The organism is Terriglobales bacterium (genome assembly GCA_035573675.1).
Lineage (GTDB): Bacteria > Acidobacteriota > Terriglobia > Terriglobales > Acidobacteriaceae > DATMAB01.
In genome coordinates this window covers 120167-142865 of sequence record DATMAB010000012.1, presented here as the reverse complement: position 1 = coordinate 142865, position 22699 = coordinate 120167, and the positions used below count along the sequence as shown (strand labels likewise).

General features: G+C 64.5%; 20 protein-coding genes. 12 read left to right on the top strand and 8 right to left on the bottom strand.

Annotated features, from left to right (window positions below):
- Positions 1-188: 188 nt before the first annotated feature.
- Positions 189-1028 carry a hypothetical protein gene (locus tag VNK82_04560; protein ID HXE90217.1) on the top strand — a complete coding sequence of 280 codons (840 nt, stop codon included), beginning with the start codon at positions 189-191 and terminating at the stop codon, positions 1026-1028.
- A 5-nt stretch (positions 1029-1033) separates the two neighbouring features.
- On the opposite strand, the gene VNK82_04555 is transcribed toward VNK82_04560, so the two are convergent.
- Positions 1034-2089 (bottom strand): UDP-N-acetylmuramate dehydrogenase, encoded by a 1056-nt coding sequence (locus VNK82_04555; GenBank protein ID HXE90216.1) that lies wholly within the window; start codon positions 2087-2089, stop codon positions 1034-1036.
- A gap of 176 nt (positions 2090-2265) precedes the next feature.
- Here VNK82_04555 and aroF point away from each other — a divergent pair, with 176 nt between their 5' ends.
- The 7 genes from aroF (at position 2266) to VNK82_04520 (ending at position 10832) form a co-directional block, all read left to right on the top strand.
- The gene (gene aroF, locus VNK82_04550) at positions 2266-3324 is read left to right on the top strand and encodes a 3-deoxy-7-phosphoheptulonate synthase (protein ID HXE90215.1); all 1059 of its coding nucleotides are present in this window, start codon (positions 2266-2268) and stop codon (positions 3322-3324) included.
- 13 nt (positions 3325-3337) lie between these two features.
- Positions 3338-4477 (top strand): cytochrome D1 domain-containing protein, encoded by a 1140-nt coding sequence (locus VNK82_04545; protein ID HXE90214.1) that lies wholly within the window; start codon positions 3338-3340, stop codon positions 4475-4477.
- A gap of 7 nt (positions 4478-4484) precedes the next feature.
- Positions 4485-5417, top strand: a complete 933-nt coding sequence (locus tag VNK82_04540) for a deoxyribonuclease IV (protein HXE90213.1) — start codon at positions 4485-4487, stop codon at positions 5415-5417.
- Positions 5418-5449: 32 nt separating this feature from the next.
- Positions 5450-8047 (top strand): leucine--tRNA ligase, encoded by a 2598-nt coding sequence (gene leuS / locus VNK82_04535; protein ID HXE90212.1) that lies wholly within the window; start codon positions 5450-5452, stop codon positions 8045-8047.
- Between the two features lie 46 nt (positions 8048-8093).
- Positions 8094-9089, top strand: a complete 996-nt coding sequence (locus tag VNK82_04530; protein HXE90211.1) for a hypothetical protein — start codon at positions 8094-8096, stop codon at positions 9087-9089.
- Between the two features lie 155 nt (positions 9090-9244).
- On the top strand, positions 9245-10258 hold the full coding sequence (locus tag VNK82_04525; protein HXE90210.1) for a tagatose 1,6-diphosphate aldolase: 1014 nt from the start codon (positions 9245-9247) through the stop codon (positions 10256-10258).
- 94 nt (positions 10259-10352) lie between these two features.
- Complete coding sequence (locus VNK82_04520; protein ID HXE90209.1) at positions 10353-10832, top strand: cupin domain-containing protein; 480 nt, start codon at positions 10353-10355, stop codon at positions 10830-10832.
- Positions 10833-10927: 95 nt separating this feature from the next.
- Here the strand turns inward: VNK82_04520 and guaA are convergent, their stop codons facing one another.
- The 6 genes from guaA to VNK82_04490 all read right to left on the bottom strand — a co-directional run bounded on the left by guaA (position 10928) and on the right by VNK82_04490 (position 17592).
- On the bottom strand, positions 10928-12478 hold the full coding sequence (gene guaA / locus VNK82_04515) for a glutamine-hydrolyzing GMP synthase (protein HXE90208.1): 1551 nt from the start codon (positions 12476-12478) through the stop codon (positions 10928-10930).
- 67 nt (positions 12479-12545) lie between these two features.
- Positions 12546-13283 carry a ribonuclease PH gene (rph, locus tag VNK82_04510; protein ID HXE90207.1) on the bottom strand — a complete coding sequence of 246 codons (738 nt, stop codon included), beginning with the start codon at positions 13281-13283 and terminating at the stop codon, positions 12546-12548.
- 66 nt (positions 13284-13349) lie between these two features.
- The gene (gene murI, locus VNK82_04505; GenBank protein HXE90206.1) at positions 13350-14189 is read right to left on the bottom strand and encodes a glutamate racemase; all 840 of its coding nucleotides are present in this window, start codon (positions 14187-14189) and stop codon (positions 13350-13352) included.
- Positions 14186-14776 carry a GerMN domain-containing protein gene (locus VNK82_04500; GenBank protein ID HXE90205.1) on the bottom strand — a complete coding sequence of 197 codons (591 nt, stop codon included), beginning with the start codon at positions 14774-14776 and terminating at the stop codon, positions 14186-14188. The genes murI and VNK82_04500 overlap by 4 nt, the downstream gene beginning before the upstream one ends.
- On the bottom strand, positions 14773-16266 hold the full coding sequence (locus VNK82_04495; GenBank protein ID HXE90204.1) for an N-acetylmuramoyl-L-alanine amidase: 1494 nt from the start codon (positions 16264-16266) through the stop codon (positions 14773-14775). Before VNK82_04495 ends, VNK82_04500 begins: the two co-directional genes overlap by 4 nt.
- Before the next feature lie 24 nt (positions 16267-16290).
- The gene (locus VNK82_04490) at positions 16291-17592 is read right to left on the bottom strand and encodes a DUF1015 domain-containing protein (GenBank protein HXE90203.1); all 1302 of its coding nucleotides are present in this window, start codon (positions 17590-17592) and stop codon (positions 16291-16293) included.
- Positions 17593-17744: 152 nt separating this feature from the next.
- Here VNK82_04490 and VNK82_04485 point away from each other — a divergent pair, with 152 nt between their 5' ends.
- From VNK82_04485 to VNK82_04470, 4 genes are all read left to right on the top strand, one after another.
- On the top strand, positions 17745-18809 hold the full coding sequence (locus tag VNK82_04485) for a VWA domain-containing protein (GenBank protein HXE90202.1): 1065 nt from the start codon (positions 17745-17747) through the stop codon (positions 18807-18809).
- Positions 18793-19797, top strand: a complete 1005-nt coding sequence (locus VNK82_04480) for a VWA domain-containing protein (protein HXE90201.1) — start codon at positions 18793-18795, stop codon at positions 19795-19797. The genes VNK82_04485 and VNK82_04480 overlap by 17 nt, the downstream gene beginning before the upstream one ends.
- Before the next feature lie 106 nt (positions 19798-19903).
- Entirely contained in the window at positions 19904-20860 is a 957-nt protein-coding gene (gene cysK / locus VNK82_04475; GenBank protein ID HXE90200.1) for a cysteine synthase A, read from the top strand.
- A gap of 220 nt (positions 20861-21080) precedes the next feature.
- Complete coding sequence (locus tag VNK82_04470; GenBank protein HXE90199.1) at positions 21081-22229, top strand: PLP-dependent aspartate aminotransferase family protein; 1149 nt, start codon at positions 21081-21083, stop codon at positions 22227-22229.
- Positions 22230-22297: 68 nt separating this feature from the next.
- On the opposite strand, the gene cutA is transcribed toward VNK82_04470, so the two are convergent.
- Positions 22298-22630: a divalent-cation tolerance protein CutA gene (gene cutA / locus VNK82_04465; GenBank protein HXE90198.1), complete on the bottom strand. Its 333-nt coding sequence runs from the start codon at positions 22628-22630 to the stop codon at positions 22298-22300.
- Between the last annotated feature and the right edge of the window lie 69 nt (positions 22631-22699).

The window sequence follows — 22699 nt, the reverse complement described above, 5'->3', positions numbered from 1 at the left end:
TCATTGCAAACCCTCCACCGAGAACACTGAACAATATGTTAACATACGTTAACGATCACATACCAATGTCAATTAATCGTAGCGTCTTGGCCATAGCTTATCTCGCTTTGCGCCTCCTCCTGTGTCTGGTTGTGCTTCCGTGTGTCCCGGGCGGCTTTGCGCAGGAGGGGGCGCCTTTTCAGGCTCCAGTGGGCCAGTCCCACAAGGCCGAGGAGTCTGAAAGTCCATCCAAGTCGCCAGCGGCTTCCCCGTCTGATGAAGAGCCCGCTCCCATTGCGGACAACAGCTTTCTCATCGAAGAGGCCTACAACCAGGAATGGGGGGTGGTGCAGCACATCCAGAGTTTTCAGCGCTTCTGGAACAGTCGCGACTGGACCTATACGTTCACGCAAGAGTGGCCGGTCAACGCTGCGCCGCGGCATCAGTTGAGCTACACGCTGGCGGCGGGACACGCCGGCGCTCTGGCCGGTTCCGGCTGGGGCGTCGGCGACCTGGCGTTGAACTACCGGTATCAGGTTACCGGCGACTCGGTCGCGCGCATCGCCTTTGCACCTCGGGTCAGCTTGTTGCTGCCCACAGGCGACCACGCGCAGGGAAGAGGCGCCGGCGGGGTCGGCGTCCAGACCAACCTGCCCCTCAGCTTCCGTGCGACCCGGCGGCTGGTGACGCACTGGAATGCCGGCGCTACGTTCATCCCCAATGCCAAAAACGAAGCCGGCGCCAAGGCGTTCGTCGCAGGGTACAACCTGGGCCAGAGCTTCGTATGGCTGGCCCATCCTCGCGTCAACGTCATGTGGGAGGCCTACTGGAGCAGCATGGATGGCGTCGTGGGTCCCGGCATGACGCAGCGCGAAAACACGCTGCTGCTGAGTCCGGGCATCCGCTGGGCGCACAACTTTTCCAACGGGCTGCAAATCGTTCCCGGGATCGCGGTGCCCTTCGGCGTTGGCCCGAGCGGTGGCGAGAAGGGCCTGATCCTCTATCTGAGCCTGGAGCATCCGTTCCGCAAGAAAAAGGACGGAATGTAGAGCGCCTAGCCCTTCTCAAACCCCAGGAACACCGGTTCAGGAGCCAGCCGGATGCCAAACGTCTCCTCGACGCGAGCTTGAATGGCATCCTTCAGAGCTACGATCTCGGCCGCCGTGGCTCCGCCGCGGTTCACGACAGCCAGGGCGTGCCTGCGTGAGATCCCGACAGCCCCGCGCGCGTAGCCTTTACCAAAACCTGACTGTTCTACCAGCCAGGCTGCCGGTACCTTCAGCTGTCCATTCGCGGCCGTGAAGCGTGGAACCTCAAGGCCCCGGCTTGCTGCCACTTGGGCCAGTGTGCGGTACTGTTCCTCGCTGACCACGGGATTCTTGAAGAAAGATCCGGCCGAGCGGCAATCCTCATCGCCTTCGACGATCAGCATGGCTTTACTGAGCCGGATCTGTCGCACAGCCTGCCTCGTTTCCGCCAGCGACGGCGTGCCATCACGTCCGGCAAAATGCTTCTTGAGGTCGGCATAGGCAATGCGCGGTGCGCCACCCGGTTCCAGGGCGAAGCGCACTGCCAGGACGACGTAACGCCCGCGCCGGCTGGTGTTGAAGATGCTGGAACGATAAGCGAACTCGCAAGCAGGGTTGCACAGTTCCTGGATCTGGTTGCTTTCAAGATCCAGGACGCGGACGGAATCGATCGTTTCTGCGACTTCCTGCCCGTAGGCGCCCACGTTCTGAATGGGCGTGCCACCGACGGTGCCGGGAATGCCGCTCATGCACTCGAGTCCGGCACATCCTTGGGCGACGGTGTGAGCCACAAACGTGTCCCAGTCCTCGCCCGCGCCGGCTTCAAAGATGGCCTTGCCATCCTCACGCCGCTCCTCGATCCCGCTCAGGCCGATTCTCAGCACCAGGCCGGGAAAGCCGGCGTCCGCTACCACCAGGTTGCTGCCGCCACCCAGCACGAACAGCGGCACACCACGGCTGCGGGCGAAGTCCACTGCAGCTCGGACGTCGTCCACGCAGGCAGCGTCGGCGAAGTAGCGGGCCGGCCCGCCCACTTTCAAGGTGGTGAAGGGGGCGAGCGGGATGTGCTCCTGAATCTTCAACCGACTCAGCATACAACGGCACGGCCCAGGCTACCCTCCATCTGTTGGACCAGCGCCCGTGAACCTTCCAGACGCGATGTAACCAACGCAAGGGACGACCCATCTATACGGCCTGGCGGTTCGTTGCCCGAAACCGCAAGCGGCGTTTACACTGGAACCCTTCGAGGAATCCGAACATGCTGGTCGTGATGCAGACGCACGCTACCGAAGAGCAGGTGCGAGCCGTCTGCGCGAAGATCGAGACCCTGGGTTTTCGCGCCCACCCCATGCCGGGAGCGTCGCGCACGGCCATCGGCATCACCGGCAACCAGGGGCCGATTGAGGGGGGAGGCTTGGAGGAAATGCCGGGCGTCGCCGAGCTCATTCGGGTCACCAAGCCGTACAAGCTGGTGAGTCGCGACGTCAAGGAAGAGAAGACGGTCATCCGGTTCGCGGATTGCCCGGCGACGATCGGGGGCGCGGAGCTGGCCATCATCGCCGGCCCCTGCGCCATCGAGAGCCGCGAACAGGCCCTGGCCGTAGCCGAGCGCGTGGCCCGCTCCGGGGCGCAGTTCTTCCGCGGCGGCGCTTACAAACCCCGGACCTCGCCCTACTCGTTCCAGGGCCTGGGAGAGGAAGGCCTGCGCATCCTGGCCGAGGTCCGGCGGCAGTTCGGCCTGCGGGTCGTCACCGAGGCCGTCGATAGCGACTCGCTCGATCTGGTCGAAGAGTACGCGGACGTGATTCAGATCGGCGCCCGCAACATGCAGAACTTTTCCTTGCTCAAGAAGGCTGGGCGTGCCCGAAAGCCGGTGCTCCTCAAGCGCGGCATGGCGGCCACGCTGGAGGAATTCCTGATGGCGGCCGAGTACATCATGAGCGAAGGCAACTATGCCGTGATCCTGTGTGAACGCGGGGTGCGCACCTTCGCCGACCACACCCGGAATACGCTTGATTTGAGCGTGGTGCCCGCCGTGACCCGACTGAGCCACCTGCCCATCCTGGTGGATCCCAGCCACGGGACGGGGAAGCGCGACAAGGTCTTGCCCATGTCGCGCGCGGCCGTGGCCGTGGGCGCGGACGGGTTGCTCATCGAGGTCCATTGCGACCCAGACCGGGCGCTTTCGGACGGCATGCAATCGATCTTTCCCGACCAGTTCGACACGTTGATGTGCGAGATCCGCCAGATCGCAGCCGTCGTCCAGCGCAGCGTTCCGGCGCCCGCCTCCAGCCCGCAAGCTACCGCGACGCGTTAGTACCTTGAAACGGGTGCAAGCATTTGCCGTCTGGACCCTGGCGGTCGGAGCCTTGCTTGCGGGCTGCCGCACAGAGCCGACGCCTCGCCCTCCCGCCTTCGCGTACGTGACCAACGGCGGTTCAGGCACAGTGACGGTCATCGACCTGCTGAGCTTCCGGCCTACGGCCACCATCCCCGTGGGTGAAAACCCTACCGGCATCGCTGCCAATCCCCGGAAGAATGAGGTCTACGTCGTGAACTCGGGCTCGGACAACGTCAGCATCATCGACACCGAGCGCAACCGGGTGGTGGCCACCCTCGGCGTGCATCACCGCCCGTATTTCATCGATGTTGCCGCTGACGGCAAGCGCGCCTACGTGGCCAACTCCGGCTCGGCCAATGTGAGCGTCCTCGATCTGGAAAAACGCGCGGTAATCGCGAACGTGGCGGTTGGCGCCGCGCCGGGACTGGCCCGGGTCTCGCCCGATGGCAAGCTGGTCGTCGTCTCGCTCCGGGGGCAGGACGCGGTCGCCGTCATGGATGCAGAAAAGCTCGCTGTGCGCGCCACTATCCCGCTATGCAAGGCGCCCGAGGACATTGCCATCCTGCCCGACTCATCCAAGACCTTCATCGCGTGCACCGGGTCCGCGCAAGTCGCCGCGGTCGACCTCTCGAACGACAAGCTGCTGGCCCTGCTCGATGTCGGCAGGACGCCGATTCATCTCGCCCTCAAGCCGGACGGCGGCCAGGTCTTTGTCGCCAACTACGATTCCAACACCTTTAGCGATATCACGACGACCACCAACGAGGTCGGCGGCAGCTACTTGATCGGTGAGAAACCGGTGCGCGGTGTGGTGAGCGCGGACAACCGGTATCTCTACGTGAGCAACTTCGGTTCCGATACCGTAGCCATGTTCGGCATCGACACCGGCCGCCTGCTCACGACGCTTCGCGTCGGCAGCCGGCCGGACGCCCTGGCGCTGACGCAAGGTCACCTGCTGGTGGTGAACGCCGGATCGAGCGATGTCGCCGTCATTCGCACCACCGTCGTCCGCGACCGTGCGCGTGACGTCGATGTGCCCACCCTGCGGCTGCTCACCATGGTGCCGGTCGGCAAACGGCCCAACCAGATCGCCATCAAGGACGTTCAGCCGCACACAACGCCGGACTAGCACAATCATGGTGCGCGCTCTCGCTGACGACCAGGACGTTCGCACGCTCGGTCTGCCAAAGGGGCGCGCCACGGTGTCGCCACGGCGTATCGGCATCCACACTTCCGTGGCCGGTGGGGTGGAAAACGCCGCCGAGCGCGCCTGGCGTCTGGGCTGCGGCACATTCCAGATTTTCTCCTCCAACCCGCGTCAGTGGAAGGCGGCGGAGATTGCCTCCGAGCGAGCCGAGGCCATGCTACGCCTGCGCTCACGCTATCGGCTGAGCCCGCTGGCCATCCACGCCAACTACCTGATCAACCTGGCGGGCGCAGCCCCGGAACTGCAGCGGTGCTCGGTAGCGGCCTTCCGTAGCGAGCTCCAGCGCGCGCTCGCACTCGGCGCCGAGTTCCTGATCGTCCACCCGGGGTCGTTCCGCGGTGGAAGCCGCGCCCAGGGCGTCGCGCGAGTGCTGGAATCGGTCGCCAGGGCGGCGGAGCGCCTTGATCTGGCGGGTCGTCTGACCGTCCTGATTGAAAACACGGCGGGCGCCGGATGTTCCCTGGGCGCTTCGTTTGAGGAAGTGGCGGAACTCGCCGACCGGCTCCGCCGGGTGGTGCCGGCTGGAGCCTGCATCGACACCTGCCACACACACGTTGCCGGTTACGACATTGTGAGCGAAGATGGATATGCGGTGACGCTGGCCGAACTGCAGGCTACGGTCGGCCTGCACAACGTGAGCGTCTGGCATGTGAATGACGCCAAGGCGCCGCGCGGCTCGCGCCTGGATCGACATCAGCACATCGGGCGCGGCATGATCGGCCGGGAGGTTTTTCGCCGTTTGCTGCATGATCCGCGCCTGGCGCACGCCGCCTTCATCGCGGAAACGCCGATCGACAAGCCGGGTGACGATCGCAGGAACGTAACCGTCCTGCGGCGGCTGGCTGGTGAAGGCAAAGCATAAAGGGACATCAAAGAGCCGCAACGAAGAGACGAATGGCCAAACGGAAGCCAGCGAAGGCAGCGCCTTCCGACGCCCAGCGCGACGACCGCTACGAGCCGCGCCGCATCGAGCTGAAATGGATGGAGCGGTTCGAGGCGGATCCGGCGCTCTACCGTGCCGAGCCGGCATCTTCGCCGCGTCCCAAGTATTACGTGCTGGAGATGCTGCCCTATCCCTCGGGCGCCCTGCACATGGGACACGTCCGCAATTATTCCATCGGCGATGCCCTGGCCCGCCAGATGTGGATGCGCGGCTACAACGTGCTCCATCCCATGGGCTGGGACGCGTTCGGCTTGCCCGCCGAGAACGCCGCCATCCAGGCCAAAGTCCCGCCGCGCGACTGGACGCTGCGCAACATCAGGAACATGAAGGCGCAGATGAAGCGCCTGGGCTTCGCCTACGACTGGTCCACCGAGGTGGCCAGTTGCCATCCCGAGTACTACCGCTGGAATCAGTGGTTCTTCCTGAAGATGTACGAGCGCGGCCTGGTGTACCGCAAGAAGAGCCGCGTCAACTGGTGTCCGCGTTGCGCCACCGTGCTGGCCAACGAGCAGGTGGTGGGCGGCTGTTGCTGGCGGCACGAGGATACGCCCGTCGAGCAGCGCGAACTGGAGCAGTGGTTCCTGCGCATCACCCAGTACGCCGACGAGCTGCTGCGAGACCTGGACAACCTCGAGGGCTGGCCGGAGAAGGTGCGCGTCATGCAGCGCAACTGGATCGGCCGCAGCGAGGGGGCCAGCATCGACTTCCAGCTCGATGGTCCTGCCGGCCCTGCCGGCTCCATCATCACGGTTTTCACTACCCGCGTGGACACCATCTTCGGCGCCACGTCGGTCCAGCTCGCGCCCCAGCATCCTTTGGTGGCCGATTTCGTGGCGGCCGATGCCGAACTCGGCGAGAAGGTGCGCGACCTTCAGGCCGAGCAACAGAAGGCCCGCGACGTCGGCGATGTCGCCGCCATCGAGAAGCACGGTGTCCCCACGGGGCGGTACGCTATCAACCCCTATAACGGCGAGCGCGTGCCGATCTGGGTGGCGAACTACGTGCTGATGGAGTACGGCACCGGCGCCATCATGAGCGTGCCGGCGCACGACGAGCGCGACTACGACTTCGCCAGGAAGTATGACCTGGACATTCGCGTCGTCATCCTGCCGCGCCGCGAAGGCGAACCTCCCTCCGAGGGCGAGGCCGAGGAGCCTCTGCTGCCTTTCACCCACCTGGACAGCATCCTGATCAACAGCGGCGAGTTCAGCGGGATGGGTTGCGTGGATGCAATCCACGCCATGACGAAGTACGCAGAAGAACATGGGTTTGGGCGGGCAGCCGTCACGTATCGCCTGAAGGATTGGGGAATCAGCCGTCAGCGTTACTGGGGCACTCCCATCCCCATGCTGTATTGCCACGCTTGCGGCATCGTCCCGGTGCCGGAGAAGGATTTGCCCGTGGTGTTGCCGCCGGATGTGAAGATCACGCTCGAGGGCGGCTCGCCGCTGGCCCGCGAGGAAGACTGGGTGAACACCACCTGCCCGCGCTGCGGAGGCGGGGCGCTGCGCGAAACCGACACCATGGACACCTTCGTGGACTCGTCCTGGTATTTCTACCGTTACACCGATTCGCGCAACGACCGGGCGCCGTTCGACCCCGAGATCGTCGCTTACTGGTTTCCCATCGACCAGTACATCGGCGGGGTGGAGCACGCCATCCTTCACCTTATCTACTCGCGCTTCTGGACCAAGGTCATGCGCGACCTCGGGTTGGTCAGGAACTCCGAACCGGTGGCGCGGCTGTTCACTCAGGGCATGGTGATCAAGGACGGCGCCAAGATGTCCAAGAGCCTGGGCAACGTGGTGACGCCGGATGAGATGGTGGCCCGTTACGGCGCCGACGCCACACGCCTGTACACGCTGTTCGCTGCGCCGCCCGATCGCGACCTCGACTGGCAGGATGCCGGCGTCGAGGGTATCGCACGCTTCCTGGGGCGGGTGTACCGCTTCGCGCGCAAGCATGCGCCTGCCGCTGCAGCACAACTTGGAGAGACGCAGAGTGCTGCGTCTCCGGAGACGTTGCCGGCAACGTCTCTACCCGCCGAAGCCCGCGCCTTGCAGCGCAAGCTCCACCAGACCATCCGCCGGGTCAGCGACGACTTCCAGGGTCGCTGGCACTTCAACACTTCCATTGCAGCCGTGATGGAACTGGTGAACGAGCTCTATGGGCAGGAGGAAGCCATCTCCCGCGGCGCGGTGCCCGCGGCCCTGGTCGCCGAGACGCTTCGCAAACTCACCCTGCTCCTTGCGCCCTTCGCTCCCTTTCTGGCCCACGAACTCTGGGAAATGCTGGGCGAGAAGTCCAATCTGCTGCGCGCGCCCTGGCCCAGCTACGACCCCGAACTGGCCAAGGAGGAGGAGATCGAGATCGCCGTCCAGGTGAATGGCAAGCTGCGCAGTCGCCTGCTCATTCCTGCCGACCTCGGTGAGGACGCTGTGCGCGAGCGCGCCCTGGCCGACGAAAAGGTCTGCGCTTCACTCGACGGCAAGCAGTTGGTCAAGGCCATCGTCGTGCCCGGCAAGCTGGTCAATATTGTTGTGCGCTAGCGCCTGAACGTCTGGTGGCTCGAGACCGAGTGCTATCCTTACCCCCATGCCTTCTCCTTTCCGCGTCGGGCTGCGCACCGCCACCCGCGACCCCGGCCTGGTTCTGGCGGAGATCACCTGGCGCTGGGCGTTTGGCGCGGGGGCGCTGGCCATTCTGGGGGCGGGAGCGGCCCGTTTCCTGGCCACTCTCAACGTTTCTGACTCCAACCTGACGTTGCTGCGCACCCGCATTCCCAGCCTGATGGCCGAAGCCTTGGCGGAAATCCTCCGTGGCGCAGGTGGAACGCTGCTGGCGATTCTGGCGGTAGTTCTACCGGCGGTGGCTGTGCTCTGGGTGGCGGCTGCAACCGTCGGACGGGTTGTGACGCTGCGCGTGGTGGTTCCCCGCGAGGGCAGGATCAACGTTGGCGCCGTTGCCGGTATTAACTTCTTGCGCGCCGCCCTCGCCCTGGCCACCCTGCTGGCCTTTGCCGGAGCCACGATCGTGGCCGGACTTGCGGCCACGAGCGGGGAAGAGAACAGTCCCGGACTGTTCATGCTGGTCACGCTCATCCTGTGGCTCGTGGTCTCAATGCTGTCCGGCACGCTGAACTGGTATCTCTCGGTGGCGCCCTTGCTGGCGGTTCGCGAAGGCCTGGATACACTCGGTGCGGTCGCCGAAACCGTCCGCTTCGTGCGCTCACATGCGCGCCAGTTCTCTGGGGTGAGCACCGCTTTTGGGCTGCTGCGCCTGTTTTTTCTCGGCGCCACCATCGTCCTTTCGCTCATTCCCCTGGCGCTCATGGGCACCGCACCCGGATGGCTGGTTACCGCGCTGCTGGTCTTGATCACGCTGGGATATTTCGCGGTCGCCGACTTTCTCTACAGTGCACGCCTCGCCGCTTACGCACGGATCGGGGAAGAGAGCGCTCAGCCGTCCGCCAACAGCGCTCAACTCAGTGGGGAAGCGGTCGCCGCGACGTCGCCCGCCCCGGCGATGCCAACGGCTCCGGATGGCGCAGCATCGCCATCCGAAGCCGCGCCGGCTCCACCCGTCGCGTAGGGCCGAGTTGCCGCTCCAAGAGCGGTAAAGAACGGCGGATTGAATCTTGTTTCCGTCTCTGCACGGCTAGGTGCCAACGGCTAAGTGCAAGTTGCCGAATGCTGAGTGCTAGAATGTTGTGCCCGCAATCCTGAAATCCGTTTATTGGAGGCCTTATGAAACTCACTCCTGGAAAACTGGCCGGTCTCAAGGCCGTCAGCGACCGTCGTGGCGTGATCGCCGCCGCCGCCATGGACCAGCGCGGCTCGCTTAAGAAGGCCCTGGCCAAGGAAAAGGGCGCCGACGTCTCCGACGCCATGATGGAGGAGTTCAAGTCGCTGGTCACGGAAGTGCTCACCGCGCATGCCAGCGCCATCCTGCTCGACCCGGAGTGGGGATTGCCCGCCTCCAAGCGCCGCGCGAAAAACGCCGGCCTGCTCTTGGCGTACGAGAAAACCGGCTATGACAAGACCGGTCCCGGCCGCCTGCCTGACCTGCTGGACAACTGGTCCGTTCGCCGCCTGAAGGAAGCCGGTGCCGATTGCATCAAGATCCTGCTCTACTACACGCCCTTCGATCCCAAAGACATCAATGACAGGAAGCACGCCTGGGTGGAGCGCATCGGCGACGAATGCCGCGCCAACGATATCCCCTTCTTCCTGGAGTTCGTGGGCTACGAAGAAGGCGTGGATGAGAAAGGTCTCGACTTCGCCCGCAAGAAGCCCGAGGTCGTCATCCAGTCCATGGCAGAATTCACCAAGGATCGCTACGGCGTGGACGTGATGAAGGTCGAAGTGCCCGTCAACATGAAGTTCGTCGAGGGCGCTCGCTCTTACGCGGGCCAGAAGGCCTATTCGAAGCAGGAGGCCATGGACCTGTTCCGCGGCGCCGCCGCCGTTGCCACCAAACCCTTCATCTATCTATCGGCGGGAGTTTCCAACTCCGAGTTCACCGAGTCGCTGGAGCTGGCGGCCGAATCGGGTGTGAAGTTCGCTGGCGTGCTTTGCGGACGCGCCACCTGGAAAGACGGCATCCCCGTTTACGCCAAGGAAGGCGCCGCAGCATTCCGCAAGTGGCTGGAGACCAAGGGCGTCGAGAACATCAATAACGTGAACGAACGCCTGAAGGCCGCTACGCCCTGGTTCGAGAAGTACGGCGTCAAGAGCGGAGATGAACTGGCGGCAGACTGATCCGTGTCGAGGCGTTTCTTTCCTGACGGGTTTCTCTCCATTTCCACCCCTCCTGTCGAATTGTCACGGACGGGGCTTATGAAAGGAGCACGTTATGCGGAAACATCTCTTTTTCGTGTTGATGCTGGCCACTGCAGTGGCGTTGGTGCAGCAGGCTGCGACCAGCACAAACGCAAATCACCAGGTTTGGGAACCTGGAGCTGTGCAGTGGGGTGCCGCGCCCGATATCCTGCCACCGGGCTCGCAATTGGCCGTCCTTGAGGGAGACCCCACGCAGCCCGGTGAATTCACCATGCGCCTGAAGATGCCCGACGGCTACAAGATCCCGCCGCACTGGCATCCGCGCATGGAGCACGTCACCGTGGTTTCCGGGCTCTTCAAGGTTGGCATGGGCGATAAGTTCGACGAAGCCGCCATGGCCCCCATGGCCCCGGGTGCTTTCGGCTGGATCAAGCCGCATACGCACCATTTCGCGATGGCGAAGGGAGAAACCGTGATCCAGTTGCACGGCAACGGTCCTTGGGAGCTCGTTTACGTTAACCCCGGGGACGATCCAAGGCAGCAGAAAAAATAGAGAGCGAAAGCCTGTTTTATCGGGTGGGCTGGAACAGGCCCTTCTTGTCTGTTGAGGCCGGATGCTCCCACACCAGCACGTCACTCGATCGGGAGTCACTCCCACTCAATCGTGCTCGGCGGTTTGGACGACACGTCGTACACCACTCGGTTGATGCCCTTGACCTCGTTCACCAGCCGGTTGGAGATGGTCTGCAGAACTTCATAGGGCAGTTGCACCCAGTCGGCGGTCATGCCGTCTTCGGAGTGCACGCAGCGGATGGCGCACGTGTAGGCGTACGTGCGCTGGTCGCCCATCACGCCCACACTCTTGACGGGCAACAGCACGGCGAACGACTGCCAGACCTTGGTATAAAGCCCGGCCTTCTTGATCTCCGTGACCACGATATCGTCCGCCTCCTGCAGGATGGCGACCCGCTCCGGCGTCACTTCGCCCAGGATGCGCACTGCCAGGCCCGGTCCGGGAAAAGGCTGGCGTTGCAGGATCTCATCCGGCATTCCCAGGTCCTTGCCGATGCGCCGCACTTCGTCCTTGAACAGGTCTTTGAGCGGCTCGATCAGCTTCAGCTTCATGGTTTCCGGCAGCCCGCCGACGTTGTGATGTGTCTTGATGGTCTGTGACGGCCCGCGCACCGACCGCGACTCGATCACGTCCGGGTACAGCGTGCCCTGCACCAGCCACTCCACCTTCCCGACTTCGCGTTCGATTCGGTGGGCCTCCTCCTCGAACACGGCGATGAACTCGTTGCCGATGATGCGCCGCTTCTCTTCCGGATCGGTCACGCCGGCCAGCTTCGCCAGGAAGCGCGCGCTCGCATCCACTGCGACGACGTTCAGCCCCAGTTTGTCACGCAGGCTCTGCTGCACTTTCGAGAACTCGTTCTTGCGCAGCACGCCGTTGTTCACGAACACACACGTCAGCCGGTCGCCGAGGGCGCGGTCCACCAGCGTCGCCGCTACCGCCGAATCCACTCCGCCGGAGAGCGCGCAGATGGCGCGCCCCGCAGGCCCCACGGTCTGCTTTACCTGTGCCACCGTCGCGTCGATAAAGTGCTGCGGGGTCCAGTCCGGCCGCGCGCCACAGATGCCGAACACGAAATTGCGCAGGATTTCCGTCCCCCGCGGCGTGTGGTGCACTTCCGGATGGAACTGCACCGCCCAGATGCGCCGGCTGGCATCCTCGATGGCCGCTACTGCATTCGCCGATCGTGCCACTTGCCGGAAGCCGGGCGGCAACTCCACCGCATCATCCCCGTGGGACATCCAAACCGTGAGGTTGTGGGGCAGACCTTCGAACAGCCGCGAGCCATTCAGCAACTCGACCTCAGCTCGTCCATACTCCCGCTTGGGCGCCGAGCGCACCTTGCCGCCCAGCTTGTAGGTCAGGAACTGGAGGCCGTAGCAGATGCCCAGCACCGGCGGTCCCAGGCTGAGCACGCGCTCGTCCGCCGGCGGCGCGTCGGCGTCATATACCGAACTCGGCCCTCCGGACAGGATGATGCCCGCCGGGGCGTAGCTCTTCACTTCATCGAGTGTGGCGTTGCAGGGAAGGACGACCGAGAAGACGTTCTGCTCGCGGATGCGGCGCGCGATGAGCTGCGTGTACTGCGAGCCGAAGTCGAGAATGACGATGGAGTTCGCGTCCATGTTCTACTCTAGCGGGAACTCGGCCTCTGGTGCAATGGCTTGCTGATGGCTGATGGCTGACGCTGCTCTATTGCCGCAGCATCAGCCCGCTGAGCACTCCCTGCTGCTTGGCGATGAGCGAGTCGATGCCGCGCCCGGCGAGTTCGATCATGCGGTGCAACTGCTGTTCGTCGAAGGGCTTCTGTTCCGCCGTGGCCTGTACCTCCACGATCTTCCGGGCGCCGGTCATGACGAAGTTCAGGTCCACCTCGGCCTGCGAGTCTTCTTCGTAGGTCAGGTCGAGCAGGATCTCTCCCTCCACGATGCCCACGCTGGTGGCGGCTACGAAGTCGCGCAGCGGCGCCGCCGACAGCGTCCCCGCTTCCACCAGCCGCTGCATCGCCAGTCCCACGGCGATGAACGCGCCGGTGATGGAGGCGGTGCGCGTCCCGCCGTCAGCCTGGATCACATCGCAGTCCACCCAGATGGTCCGCTCGCCCATGCGTTCCAGGTCGGTCACCGCGCGCAGCGAGCGCCCGATCAGCCGCTGGATCTCGTGCGTGCGCCCGCCCACGCGTCCCCGGGCCGATTCGCGCGGCGTGCGGGTGAGCGTGGCACGCGGGATCATGCCGTATTCGCCCGTGATCCATCCCTTGCCTGAGCCGCGCAGGAACTGCGGGACGGCTTCCTCGATGGATGCCGTGCAGATCACCCGCGTGTTGCCCACCTCGATCAGCGCCGAGCCCTCGGCCGTGGAGACGTAATCGGGCACGATATGTACCGGGCGCATCTGGTCGGGGGCGCGATTGTCCGAGCGGTAGATCATGGGCGAAGCGCGATTCTAACAGGTGCCATGCACGGAGCACGAAAGGGAAGCCTAAACCCAGAGCGACTATCCGCCCAAATCTACGTGCTCCACATCCTCCAGCCGGTGTCCCACGAATCGCTCTCCGATGCGCCGGAACTTCTCCACAGAATCCGTTGCAAAGCACTTCAGCCGCGGCGCCGTGCGACGCTCGGGTTCGGGTGACGGCGGCGGCAGAGGATGCAAGCGCAGCGCCTGCGCCACCACCTCCGCGGTGGACTCGGCCGAATCCACCAGCGCGACACCCTCCGGCCCTACGCCGGCCACCACTCGCGCCAGGAGCGGCTTCAACAGCGGGTAGTGCGTGCAGCCGAGCACCAGCACATCGGCGCCCGAGGACTCCCGGCAGAACGCTTCCTCGAGGTAGATGCGGGCTACCTGCTCCGTGACCGGGTGCTCCGTCCATCCTTCTTCCACCAGCGGAACCAGCAGCGGGCAGGCCTTCTCATAGGCTGCAACGCCGTGCGTCGCCAGCACCTTGCGATAAGCATGGCTGGCCACCGTGGCTTCGGTGGCGATTACTACCGCCCTGCGCGATTTGGAGACGCGAGCAGCGCGCTGCGCACCTGGCTCCACCACTCCCACGACCTCGATTTTCATCGCCCGGCGGATGGGCTCCAGCGCGAGCGCGCTGGCGGTATTGCAGGCGACCACCAGCATTTCCGCGCCGCGCTCCTCGAGGAAACGCGCCGCCGCGATGGCATAGCGCGCCACTGTCTCGACGGACTTGGTGCCGTAGGGCAGCCGCGCGGTATCGCCGAAGTAGAGGAATTCCGCGTCCGGGACGCGGTTTCGCAAGGCCTCCAGAACGGTCAGGCCGCCGAAGCCGGAGTCAAACACTCCCAGCACAGGGTGCCGCGCGCTCACCGCACCTCCTCGATGAGTCCGCGGACGCTGCCCGTGTCGTGCACCGCCATCAGGTCGAAGTGGCCGGCCAGGGTCTCGCGTTCGCGGCCATCCACCAGGAACTTCACCCGCCGGATGGTAGGCAGATTCGCGGTCAGCGTGTCCACCAGGGAAACCACCGTCAGAGTTTCCACCAGCACCCCGGAACGATGTCCGTCGGCGAAGGCCGCGTTCATGTCGATCACCGCCACATCGCCGCGCACCATGAAGGCGTCGCGCACGTCAGCTTCCGGGTCGATCGGGTGGGGCGAGGGTTTCTGCTGGTAGTGCGCCAGCAGTGCGCGCAGGATCTCGCGCGCCCGTGCTCCGGTCTCCTCCGGCACCACGATGGTCTTGTGCTCCCGCCGTACCACGCCCTCTCCGTCGTACGCGATCACCAGCACCACCGGCTCTTCGCGCCCCGCCACCGGCGGAGCTACCGGGCGCTCCAGCGCGAGTTCCGTCGCCCGTTCCTGCTGCTGGCGTTGCAGCCGCAGCATGTGGTACCCGAGAAGGATGCTGGCCGCGGCCAGCAGCGTCACCGCGATGACAAGATGCCGGGGAATCACGGCGCCTGCTCCAGTCCCCCGCGCGCGGCCACCAGCGCCTGCGCCAGCGACACCGCTACCGCTTGCTGGTAGGAAGCGGATTCCAGGCTGCGAATGTCCCCGTCACGCGGCGCAAGCTCCAGCGCCAGGGCGGCCGCCGCGACGTTGTTCAGCGGCCGTAGAGGCGCTGCCGTCGAAAGCACCTCGATCTTCTGCTTCTCCATTTCTCCTTGGACTGCGCCGGCGAGCATGCGGCTGCGCTCCACGTATCCGGCCTGGGCGGTTTCCCAGGGCAGGAACAGGCCGCGCTCCGGCGTCGCCGGTGGGAGCATGGACGTGTAGAGCCGCACGCCGCGGCCCTCGGCGCCGGCATGCAGCGTCACGTAGACCGCTGCGTGGGAGGCGTTCGCCAGCACGGCGCGGGCCTCCATGGGCACGGTGACGTCGTACTCGCGCACCATGGCGCACTGCACTCCGCGCGTCATCAATTCATGCTTGACGCGCCTGGCCAGCGCCAGGACCACGTGCTTTTCTTCGATGCCGGTGGCCAGCAGGGCTCCGCGCTCCTCGCCGCCATGGGCGGCATCCACGATCACCAGGAACCGTGGCCGCACTCCCGGAGGCGGCAGCGGCGGCAGCACCACGGGCGCCTGTACCAGGGACCCGAGCGCAGCGGTGGAATCCTGTCCGGCAGGCAGACCGGTGAGCGAGGCCGGAGGCTCCGGCGTGGGCGGGACATGCGGCCCCTGTCCGATGGGGAGCACCGGCTGGTTCGGATCCCGGCGCACGATCAGCGTCTTGCCGTCTCCTCCTGCTTCGGCCAGCAGCCGCCCGGAACCGGTGACGATCAGAACGGCCGCCCCGTTCACCTCGCTGAAGGTCACGTTCTCGATGACTTGGTCATCGAAGCGGAACTTTTTCTGCTGGGAGACGAGCGGGTCGCGGGCGAAATCCAGTCGCAACCCGTCTTGCCCCGACGCAATCTCGGGATGAACCGGTTCGGAGAAGCGGAGCACCAGTTCGCTGGCTTCGCCTTTGCGCAGTTCGGCGGTGAAGCGTGTGGCTACATTTCCCACAAAGATGCGCCGCGCGCCCGGGCGGTCGTCCACCCGGAGGTCCATCGCGCGCGAGATCATCTGCGCGGCGTCCTCCGCCGGGATGAGCAGCCGGTTGTCTTCGACCAGAAACTTGGACGCCAGCTTCACCACGCTGCCGGCGAACTGGCCGGTGTTCTTGCCTTCGGTGAACTCGCCGCGGATCTCGCCGAACTCCACCTTCCATTGTTTCTTGTCGCGGATCGTGCCCACACGCCCCAGCGGCCGCAGCAAGTCCATCAGGTCCACGTACCCGCGTCCGTCGCGTTCAACCACTTCGATGCTGTATCGCGCCTTGGGCGCGTAGACCGAAAGCCGCTGCTGTTGCCACGAAGGTGCGCGCAGCAGGGCGACGCCCAGCCCCACCAGCAGCATGAGTGCCAGCGCTGCGCCGTGTTCTCGAGTCCTGTGCATCATGAGCCCGCTGGGTATTGGTGTTCCTCATTCCACCGCATAGATCGTCAGTCCGCTCAGCAGCTTCGGATAAAAGTCCGTGGACTTCTGCGGCAGAACTTCGCCGGCCAGAGCGATGTCGCGCACTTGCTCCATGCCCACCGGATTCATGAGGAAGGCCACGTTCCCTCCGCGCCGCACTTCCGCCAGCGCCGCCTCCGCATCCCTGAGGTAGCGGACGTGTTCCAGCGCCCGCACCTGCTCTTCCGAGATGCCGAGCACGCGCTCGATCAACAGCTTGTGAAGCTGGACTACGTCGAGCGCCCGCTGCCGCACAGGGAACTCCTTCAGGGTGCCTGCGACGGCTTCGTCGCGCGCCCGCAACAAAAAAGTACCCTGCGATGTGGCGGCCAGCATCGCCGTGCCTTCACGGCCCGCCTCGGCTAGCAAAGCCATCGCGCGGCTGGGGTCTACTAGCCCCTGGCTCACCCCGTGCACGTCGAACCAGGTTCGGGCGCCGCGCAACAGGTCTTCCGTGTGGAATCGTTCCAACCCATGAATGACGCGGTGCGTGGCCAGGATCACCAGTCCCGGCGCGTCCATGTTGACCAGCGTCATCATCGTCCGCTCGAAGGGAGCATCCAGCCCGGCCGCCGGGTTGGCGGCCCGGCGTTCGTCCCGGTACCGGAGCGCCGTCTCGTAGCGATGATGGCCGTCGGCGATGATGAGCGGCTTGTCGGCCAGTCGCCGTTGCACGCACCCGATCACGTCCGGGTCTGCGATGCGCCACAGCCGGTGCTCGACTCCGTATTCATCCCTGAACTCGACCTCGGGTTCCTTCCGCGGCTCGAGTACGCTTTCGACTTCTCGCTGGGGATCGCTGTACAAGAGGAAGAGCTGGCCGAAGTATGCGCCCGTGGCGCGCAGTAGGTTCAAACGGTCAGCCTTGGGCGCCGCATGAGTTTGCTCGTGGCGGAACACGACTCCTTTCCCGTACTCCTCCAGCGCACCCGCAACAATGACGCCGCGGCGTTCGAGTTCCACATCGCTTCCCGGCGCTCGGAACCGCTGCCCATACACATAGAACGAGGGCTCAGGATCCTGGACCAGTACGCCTTGCTGGCGCCACTCATGAAAGCAGGCGGCGGCCCTGGTGTAGACGTTATCGCGCTCGTCGTCGTCCGCCTGGCTGCGGCCCAGCTCGATGCGTACCAGGTTGTACGGGCTCAGTCCGTAGTAGCGCTCCTGCATCTCGGGCGTGATCTTGTCGTAGGGTTGCGTCAGGACAGCTGCGGGAGAAGCTTTCGTGGGATCGTAGCGCAGCGCGCGGAAGGGAAAGACGCGAGCCATCGAGATTCGACAGGTCGATTGTAACAAGTCGGCGCGAAAAAACCGGCGGCCGTGCTCCGCGATTTCCCGCAGGGCTCCGCGCAACCTGCATCCTTCCCTTTCTACTCGAATCTTGTAGTTGATGGTGGTAGTATCTGCTTCTGGAGTGGCGCATGATGGCCCGCAACGGTGAGGGCGGGTGCGCGAAGGCTCACTCGACCCCGGCTCCCCACGCTTCCGGACGGGTCCGCGTCCGGCGGGCCTCCTGGGTCTTCGGGTTGTGCGCGCTGCTCCCGTTGTTCTTGCCGCTAGCAGCCGCCCAGGAAGTTCATATCCAGCCCCGGGCTGTGCCTCTCACCAAGACCGAAGCTCCGCCCGATCCCAAGCTGAAGACGCATGGCGGCCGCTCGCTCTCCGTGGACGTGGACCTGGTCCTGGTCAACGTCACCGTTACCGATCCGATGAACCGGCTCGTCACCGGCCTGGAGAAGGAACACTTCCGCATCTTTGAAGGCAACCAGCCGCAGCAGGTGCGGCACTTTTCCAGCGAGGATGCGCCCCTTTCCCTGGGCGTGATCTTCGACCTGAGCGGGTCCATGTCCAACAAGATCGAGAAGGCCCGCGAGGCTGTGGTGCAGTTCTTCAAGACCGCCAATCCCCAGGACGAATTCTTCATGGTCACCTTCGCCGACCGCCCCGAGATCCTGGCGGAGTTCACGCGCTCGGTGGAAGACATGCAGAACAAGCTGGTGTTTGCCGTGCCCAAAGGGCGGACGGCGCTGCTCGATGCCATCTATCTCGGCGTCACCAAGATGCGGGACGCGCAATATTCCAAGAAGGCTCTGCTGATCATTTCCGATGGCGGCGATAATCGCAGCCGCTACACCGAGTCCGAGATCGAGGACCTGGTCAAGGAAGCCGACGTGCAGATCTACGCCATCGGCATCTTTGATCTTTTCCCCACCACCCCGGAGGAGCGCACAGGCCCGTCCACGCTGGCTGCGATCTCAGAAGTCACCGGAGGGCGCACGTTCACCATCAACAGCCCCAACGACTTGGCGGATGTGGCGACGAAGATCGGAATCGAGTTGCGCAATCAGTACGTGCTCGGCTACAAGCCCACCAACATCCTGCGCAACGGCAAGTGGCGTAAGATCAAGGTGAAGCTGGTTCCCCCCAAGGGACTTCCACCGCTGCAGGTCTACGCCAAGTCCGGTTACTATGCTCCGTCGGAGTAGCGCCGTCCCGCTTGGCTTTCTCCTGCTCTTCCTGCTCTGCGCCGGGTTCGCACAGCAGGAGCCTCCGGCGGCCACCACGCCCCAGGCTCCCGCGCAGCGGCCGCGCAACGACGATTCCCAGTTCACCTTCCGCAAGGAAGTGGAAGAGGTCATCCTGCACGCCACCGTGGTAGACCAGCACCAGCGCCTGGTGACCAATCTTCCCCGCGAGGCGTTCACGGTGTACGAGGACGGCGAGCCGCAAAAGATCACGTCGTTCCGGCGGGAGGACATTCCCGTGTCCCTGGGGATCGTGATCGACAATTCCGCCTCCATGATGCGCTCGCGGTCGGCGGTGAATCAGGCGGCCATCAACCTGGTGCGCGCCTCCAATCCGCAGGACGAGGTCTTCATCGTCAATTTCGCCGACGAGTATTACCTCGACCAGGATTTCACCAGCGACGTCGCCAAGCTGAAGGAAGCGCTGGAGCGCATCTCGTCCCGGGGCGGAACCGCGCTGTATGACGCCGTCATCGCCTCCGCCGACCACCTGAAGCAGCACGCCAAGCTCGGCAAGCGGGTCCTGCTGGTAGTGACCGACGGCGAGGACAACGCCTCCATGTTCAGCCTGGAGCAGGCCATCCGGCGTGTGCAGGACAACGAAGGCCCCACCGTCTACACCATCGGCATTTTCGAATCCCGGGGCGAGGGCCTGGGACGTGGCGCCAAGAAAGCCAGGCGGGCCCTCAAGGCCTTTGCCCAGCAGACCGGCGGGCTGTGGTTTTTTCCTGACGATATGGAGGAAGTGGACGCCATCACCCGCAACGTCGCCCGCGAAATCCGCAGCCAGTACACCATCGGCTACAAGCCCTCGCATCCCGAGCGGCCCGGCTACAAGAGCGTGCGTGTGACGGCGCGCGCTCAGGGCTTCAAGAACCTGCAGGTGCGCACGCGCAGCGGGTACTACAACACACCCCAGGTTTCTTCCAGCTCGCCGGCGACTCCGTGAGTCTGGCGGCCATCGGTCCAGGCACCGAACCGATAGCGATTGCCCCCTGGGTTCCGCCAACCTCTGATTGACGCGTTCCTGCCGCTCCCTTACCCTTGAACTCGGCATGAGATCCGTCAAATCGGCGGAAGCGCTTCGCCTGCGCGTGGCCGAGGACATCACGGAACTGGTGGGCGAGACTCCGCTTCTGCGCCTGCGGCGCGTGGTTCCGGCCGGCGCGGCCGCTCTCTTCGCCAAGCTGGAATACCTGAATCCCGGGGGCAGCGTGAAGGACCGCGCCGCCATCGGCATCATCCGCCGCGCTGAGGAGGAAGGCCGCCTGCGCCCCGGTTCGACCATCGTCGAAGCCACGGCCGGCAACACCGGCATCGGGCTGGCCCTCATCGGCATCCAGCGCGGCTACAGAGTGGTCCTGTTCGTGCCGGAGAAGTTCTCGCAGGAAAAGGTGAGGATCATGCAGGCGCTGGGCGCGGAAGTAACGCGCACACCGGAATCGGAGGGCATGCAGGGCGCGATCCGTCGCGCCCGCGAGATGGCGGAAGCCATTCCGGATTCCTTCGTTGCCGGCCAGTTCTCCAATCCCGCCAATCCCGACTTCCACTACGAAACTACCGCCCGCGAAATCTTCGACCAGATGCAGGGACAGATCGACGCCGTCGTGCTGGGCGTGGGTACCGGGGGAACGTTCACCGGCGTGGCCCGCTTCCTGAAGGAGCGCTTGCCGCGAGTGCTGGCTGTCGCAGTGGAGAGCCAAGGGTCGGTGATCGGCGGGGGCGCGCCGGGCGAGCACAAAGTCGAAGGAATCGGCGCCAGCTTCATCCCGGAAACCTACGACGCCTCGGTGGCCGATGAGGTCATCATGGTCAAAGATCCGGAGGCCTTCGACATGGTCAGTCGTCTGGCGCGCGAGGAAGGAGTGCTCTCCGGCTCCTCGGGCGGCGCCGCGGTGTACGCCGCCGTCGAAATCGCTCGCCGCCTGGGGGAAGGGAAGCGCGTCATCACCATCATTCCCGATTCCGCCGAGCGTTATCTCTCCAAGAAGATTTTCGAAGGCGGAGTGTGAAGGCCGTTTCTGGTTTCGGGTTTCGCGTTTCTCGAAGCAATCAACCATGGGAGACGAGTCAGAACGCGGTTTCACAGTCTTCGAGAAACGCCACAGCGAGAAACGAGAAATTAGAAACCAAGTCACCCAAGGCCATTTGGCGAGTGGCCTGCGATTGCTCTCGAGAAACGAGAAACGAGAAACCAGCACCTGGAAAGCAGCCGCTAGAAATCTAAGAGCCATGAAATCGCCCGGATTTTCCACGCGCGCCATCCATGACGGCCAGGAGCCCGATCCTTCCACTGGGGCCGTTGTCGTTCCCATCTTTGCGACGTCCACCTACGTGCAGGAGGGCATCGGGAAACACAAGGGCTACGAGTACGCCCGCGTATCCAATCCCACGCGCACGCGCCTGGAGCAGAACCTGGCGTCGCTCGAAGGCGGGCGTTCGGCACACGTATTCTCCAGCGGGATGGCCGCCATCAATGCCATGTGCTCGACGCTCGAGGCCGGCGACCACGTCATCTGCTCGCACAACGTCTATGGGGGCGTGCCCCGGCTGTTCAACCAGGTGCTGGCCAAATTCGGGTTGCAGTTCACCTACGTAGACACCTCCGACGCCTCCGCCGTCGGGCGTGCTATCCGTCCCAGCACGAAAATCGTCTACGTCGAAACCCCGACCAACCCGCTGATGTCGGTCTCCGATATCGGCGCCATCAGCCGCATCACGCGCCGCCATAAAGTCGAACTCGTGGTCGACAACACCTTCATGTCGCCCTACTTCCAGCAGCCCATCGCTCTCGGGGCCGACATGGTGATCCATTCGACGACCAAGTTCCTGAACGGGCATAGCGACGGGCTGGGCGGGGTGATCGTCTGCACGCGTCCCGAGCAGGCGGAGAAGTTCGCCTTTCTGCAGAAGTCGGCGGGGGCGATCCTCTCGCCGTTCGAGTGCTGGCTGGTCTTGCGCGGCGTGAAGACGCTGGCGGTGCGCATGGAGCGCCACGATGCCAACGGACGCCGCGTGGCCGCCTTCCTCCATCGTCATCGGAAGGTGAAGGCCGTGTACTATCCGGGATTGCCGCAGCACCCGCAGCACAAGCTCGCGAAGCGCCAGATGTCCGGCTTCGGCTCCATGATCACCTTCGATCTGGGGTCACTCGCCGCCGCCAAGCGCATGCTGGCCAAGGTGCGCGTGTGTTCGCTGGGGGAGTCGCTGGGGGGAGTGGAAACGCTGATTTCTCATCCTGCCACCATGACCCACGCCGCGCTTGGCCCGGCCGGCCGCAAGGCCATCGGACTGACCGACGGCATGGTGCGCATCTCGGTCGGCATTGAAGACGTGGATGACATCATCGCGGACCTGGATAAGGCGCTGAAAGCCGTGTAACGAGCTACGAATCGCGAACTATGAACTGCCAACTTGTCGTCCTAAGTTCACAGTTCATCACTCGCAGTTCACATTTCGTCCGCCTCCCCGATTGAGTCTGCGATCCACGCCAGATATTCCGCGCTCCCGTCCTCGATGGTCACCATCACGCACTCCGGCAGTTCGTAGGAGTGCAGTTCCTTGATGGCGTCGCGCACGGCTCCGAACGCGCCGGCCGTGGTCTTGATCAGCAGCAGGAACTCGGCGTTCGCTTCCACCGCGCCCTTCCAGCGATACACCGATTCCACCGGTCCCACTACATTGACGCACGCTGCCAGCCGCCGTTCCACCAGGCCGCGCGCGATCTTCTGCGCCTCTTCTTTCGTTCCCGTTGTCGTCAGCACGATCCGCTTATCGGTCATATAGAATCAGTGGCCAGTGGCCTGTTGTCAGTAGCCAGTAAGCCCCACACGGTTGTATCCGCGTTCATC

What these genes read in the sequence shown, in the direction of transcription:
- aroF (HXE90215.1), top strand. Translation starts at nt 2,266, where the DNA reads ATGCTGGTCGTGATGCAGACGCACGCTACCGAAGAGCAGGTGCGAGCC.
- VNK82_04540 (HXE90213.1), top strand. Translation starts at nt 4,485, where the DNA reads ATGGTGCGCGCTCTCGCTGACGACCAGGACGTTCGCACGCTCGGTCTG.
- leuS (HXE90212.1), top strand. Translation starts at nt 5,450, where the DNA reads ATGGCCAAACGGAAGCCAGCGAAGGCAGCGCCTTCCGACGCCCAGCGC.
- VNK82_04530 (HXE90211.1), top strand. Translation starts at nt 8,094, where the DNA reads ATGCCTTCTCCTTTCCGCGTCGGGCTGCGCACCGCCACCCGCGACCCC.
- VNK82_04525 (HXE90210.1), top strand. Translation starts at nt 9,245, where the DNA reads ATGAAACTCACTCCTGGAAAACTGGCCGGTCTCAAGGCCGTCAGCGAC.
- VNK82_04520 (HXE90209.1), top strand. Translation starts at nt 10,353, where the DNA reads ATGCGGAAACATCTCTTTTTCGTGTTGATGCTGGCCACTGCAGTGGCG.
- guaA (HXE90208.1), bottom strand. Translation starts at nt 12,478, where the DNA reads ATGGACGCGAACTCCATCGTCATTCTCGACTTCGGCTCGCAGTACACG.
- rph (HXE90207.1), bottom strand. Translation starts at nt 13,283, where the DNA reads ATGATCTACCGCTCGGACAATCGCGCCCCCGACCAGATGCGCCCGGTA.
- VNK82_04495 (HXE90204.1), bottom strand. Translation starts at nt 16,266, where the DNA reads ATGATGCACAGGACTCGAGAACACGGCGCAGCGCTGGCACTCATGCTG.
- VNK82_04490 (HXE90203.1), bottom strand. Translation starts at nt 17,592, where the DNA reads ATGGCTCGCGTCTTTCCCTTCCGCGCGCTGCGCTACGATCCCACGAAA.
- VNK82_04485 (HXE90202.1), top strand. Translation starts at nt 17,745, where the DNA reads ATGATGGCCCGCAACGGTGAGGGCGGGTGCGCGAAGGCTCACTCGACC.
- VNK82_04480 (HXE90201.1), top strand. Translation starts at nt 18,793, where the DNA reads ATGCTCCGTCGGAGTAGCGCCGTCCCGCTTGGCTTTCTCCTGCTCTTC.
- cysK (HXE90200.1), top strand. Translation starts at nt 19,904, where the DNA reads ATGAGATCCGTCAAATCGGCGGAAGCGCTTCGCCTGCGCGTGGCCGAG.
- VNK82_04470 (HXE90199.1), top strand. Translation starts at nt 21,081, where the DNA reads ATGAAATCGCCCGGATTTTCCACGCGCGCCATCCATGACGGCCAGGAG.
- cutA (HXE90198.1), bottom strand. Translation starts at nt 22,630, where the DNA reads ATGACCGATAAGCGGATCGTGCTGACGACAACGGGAACGAAAGAAGAG.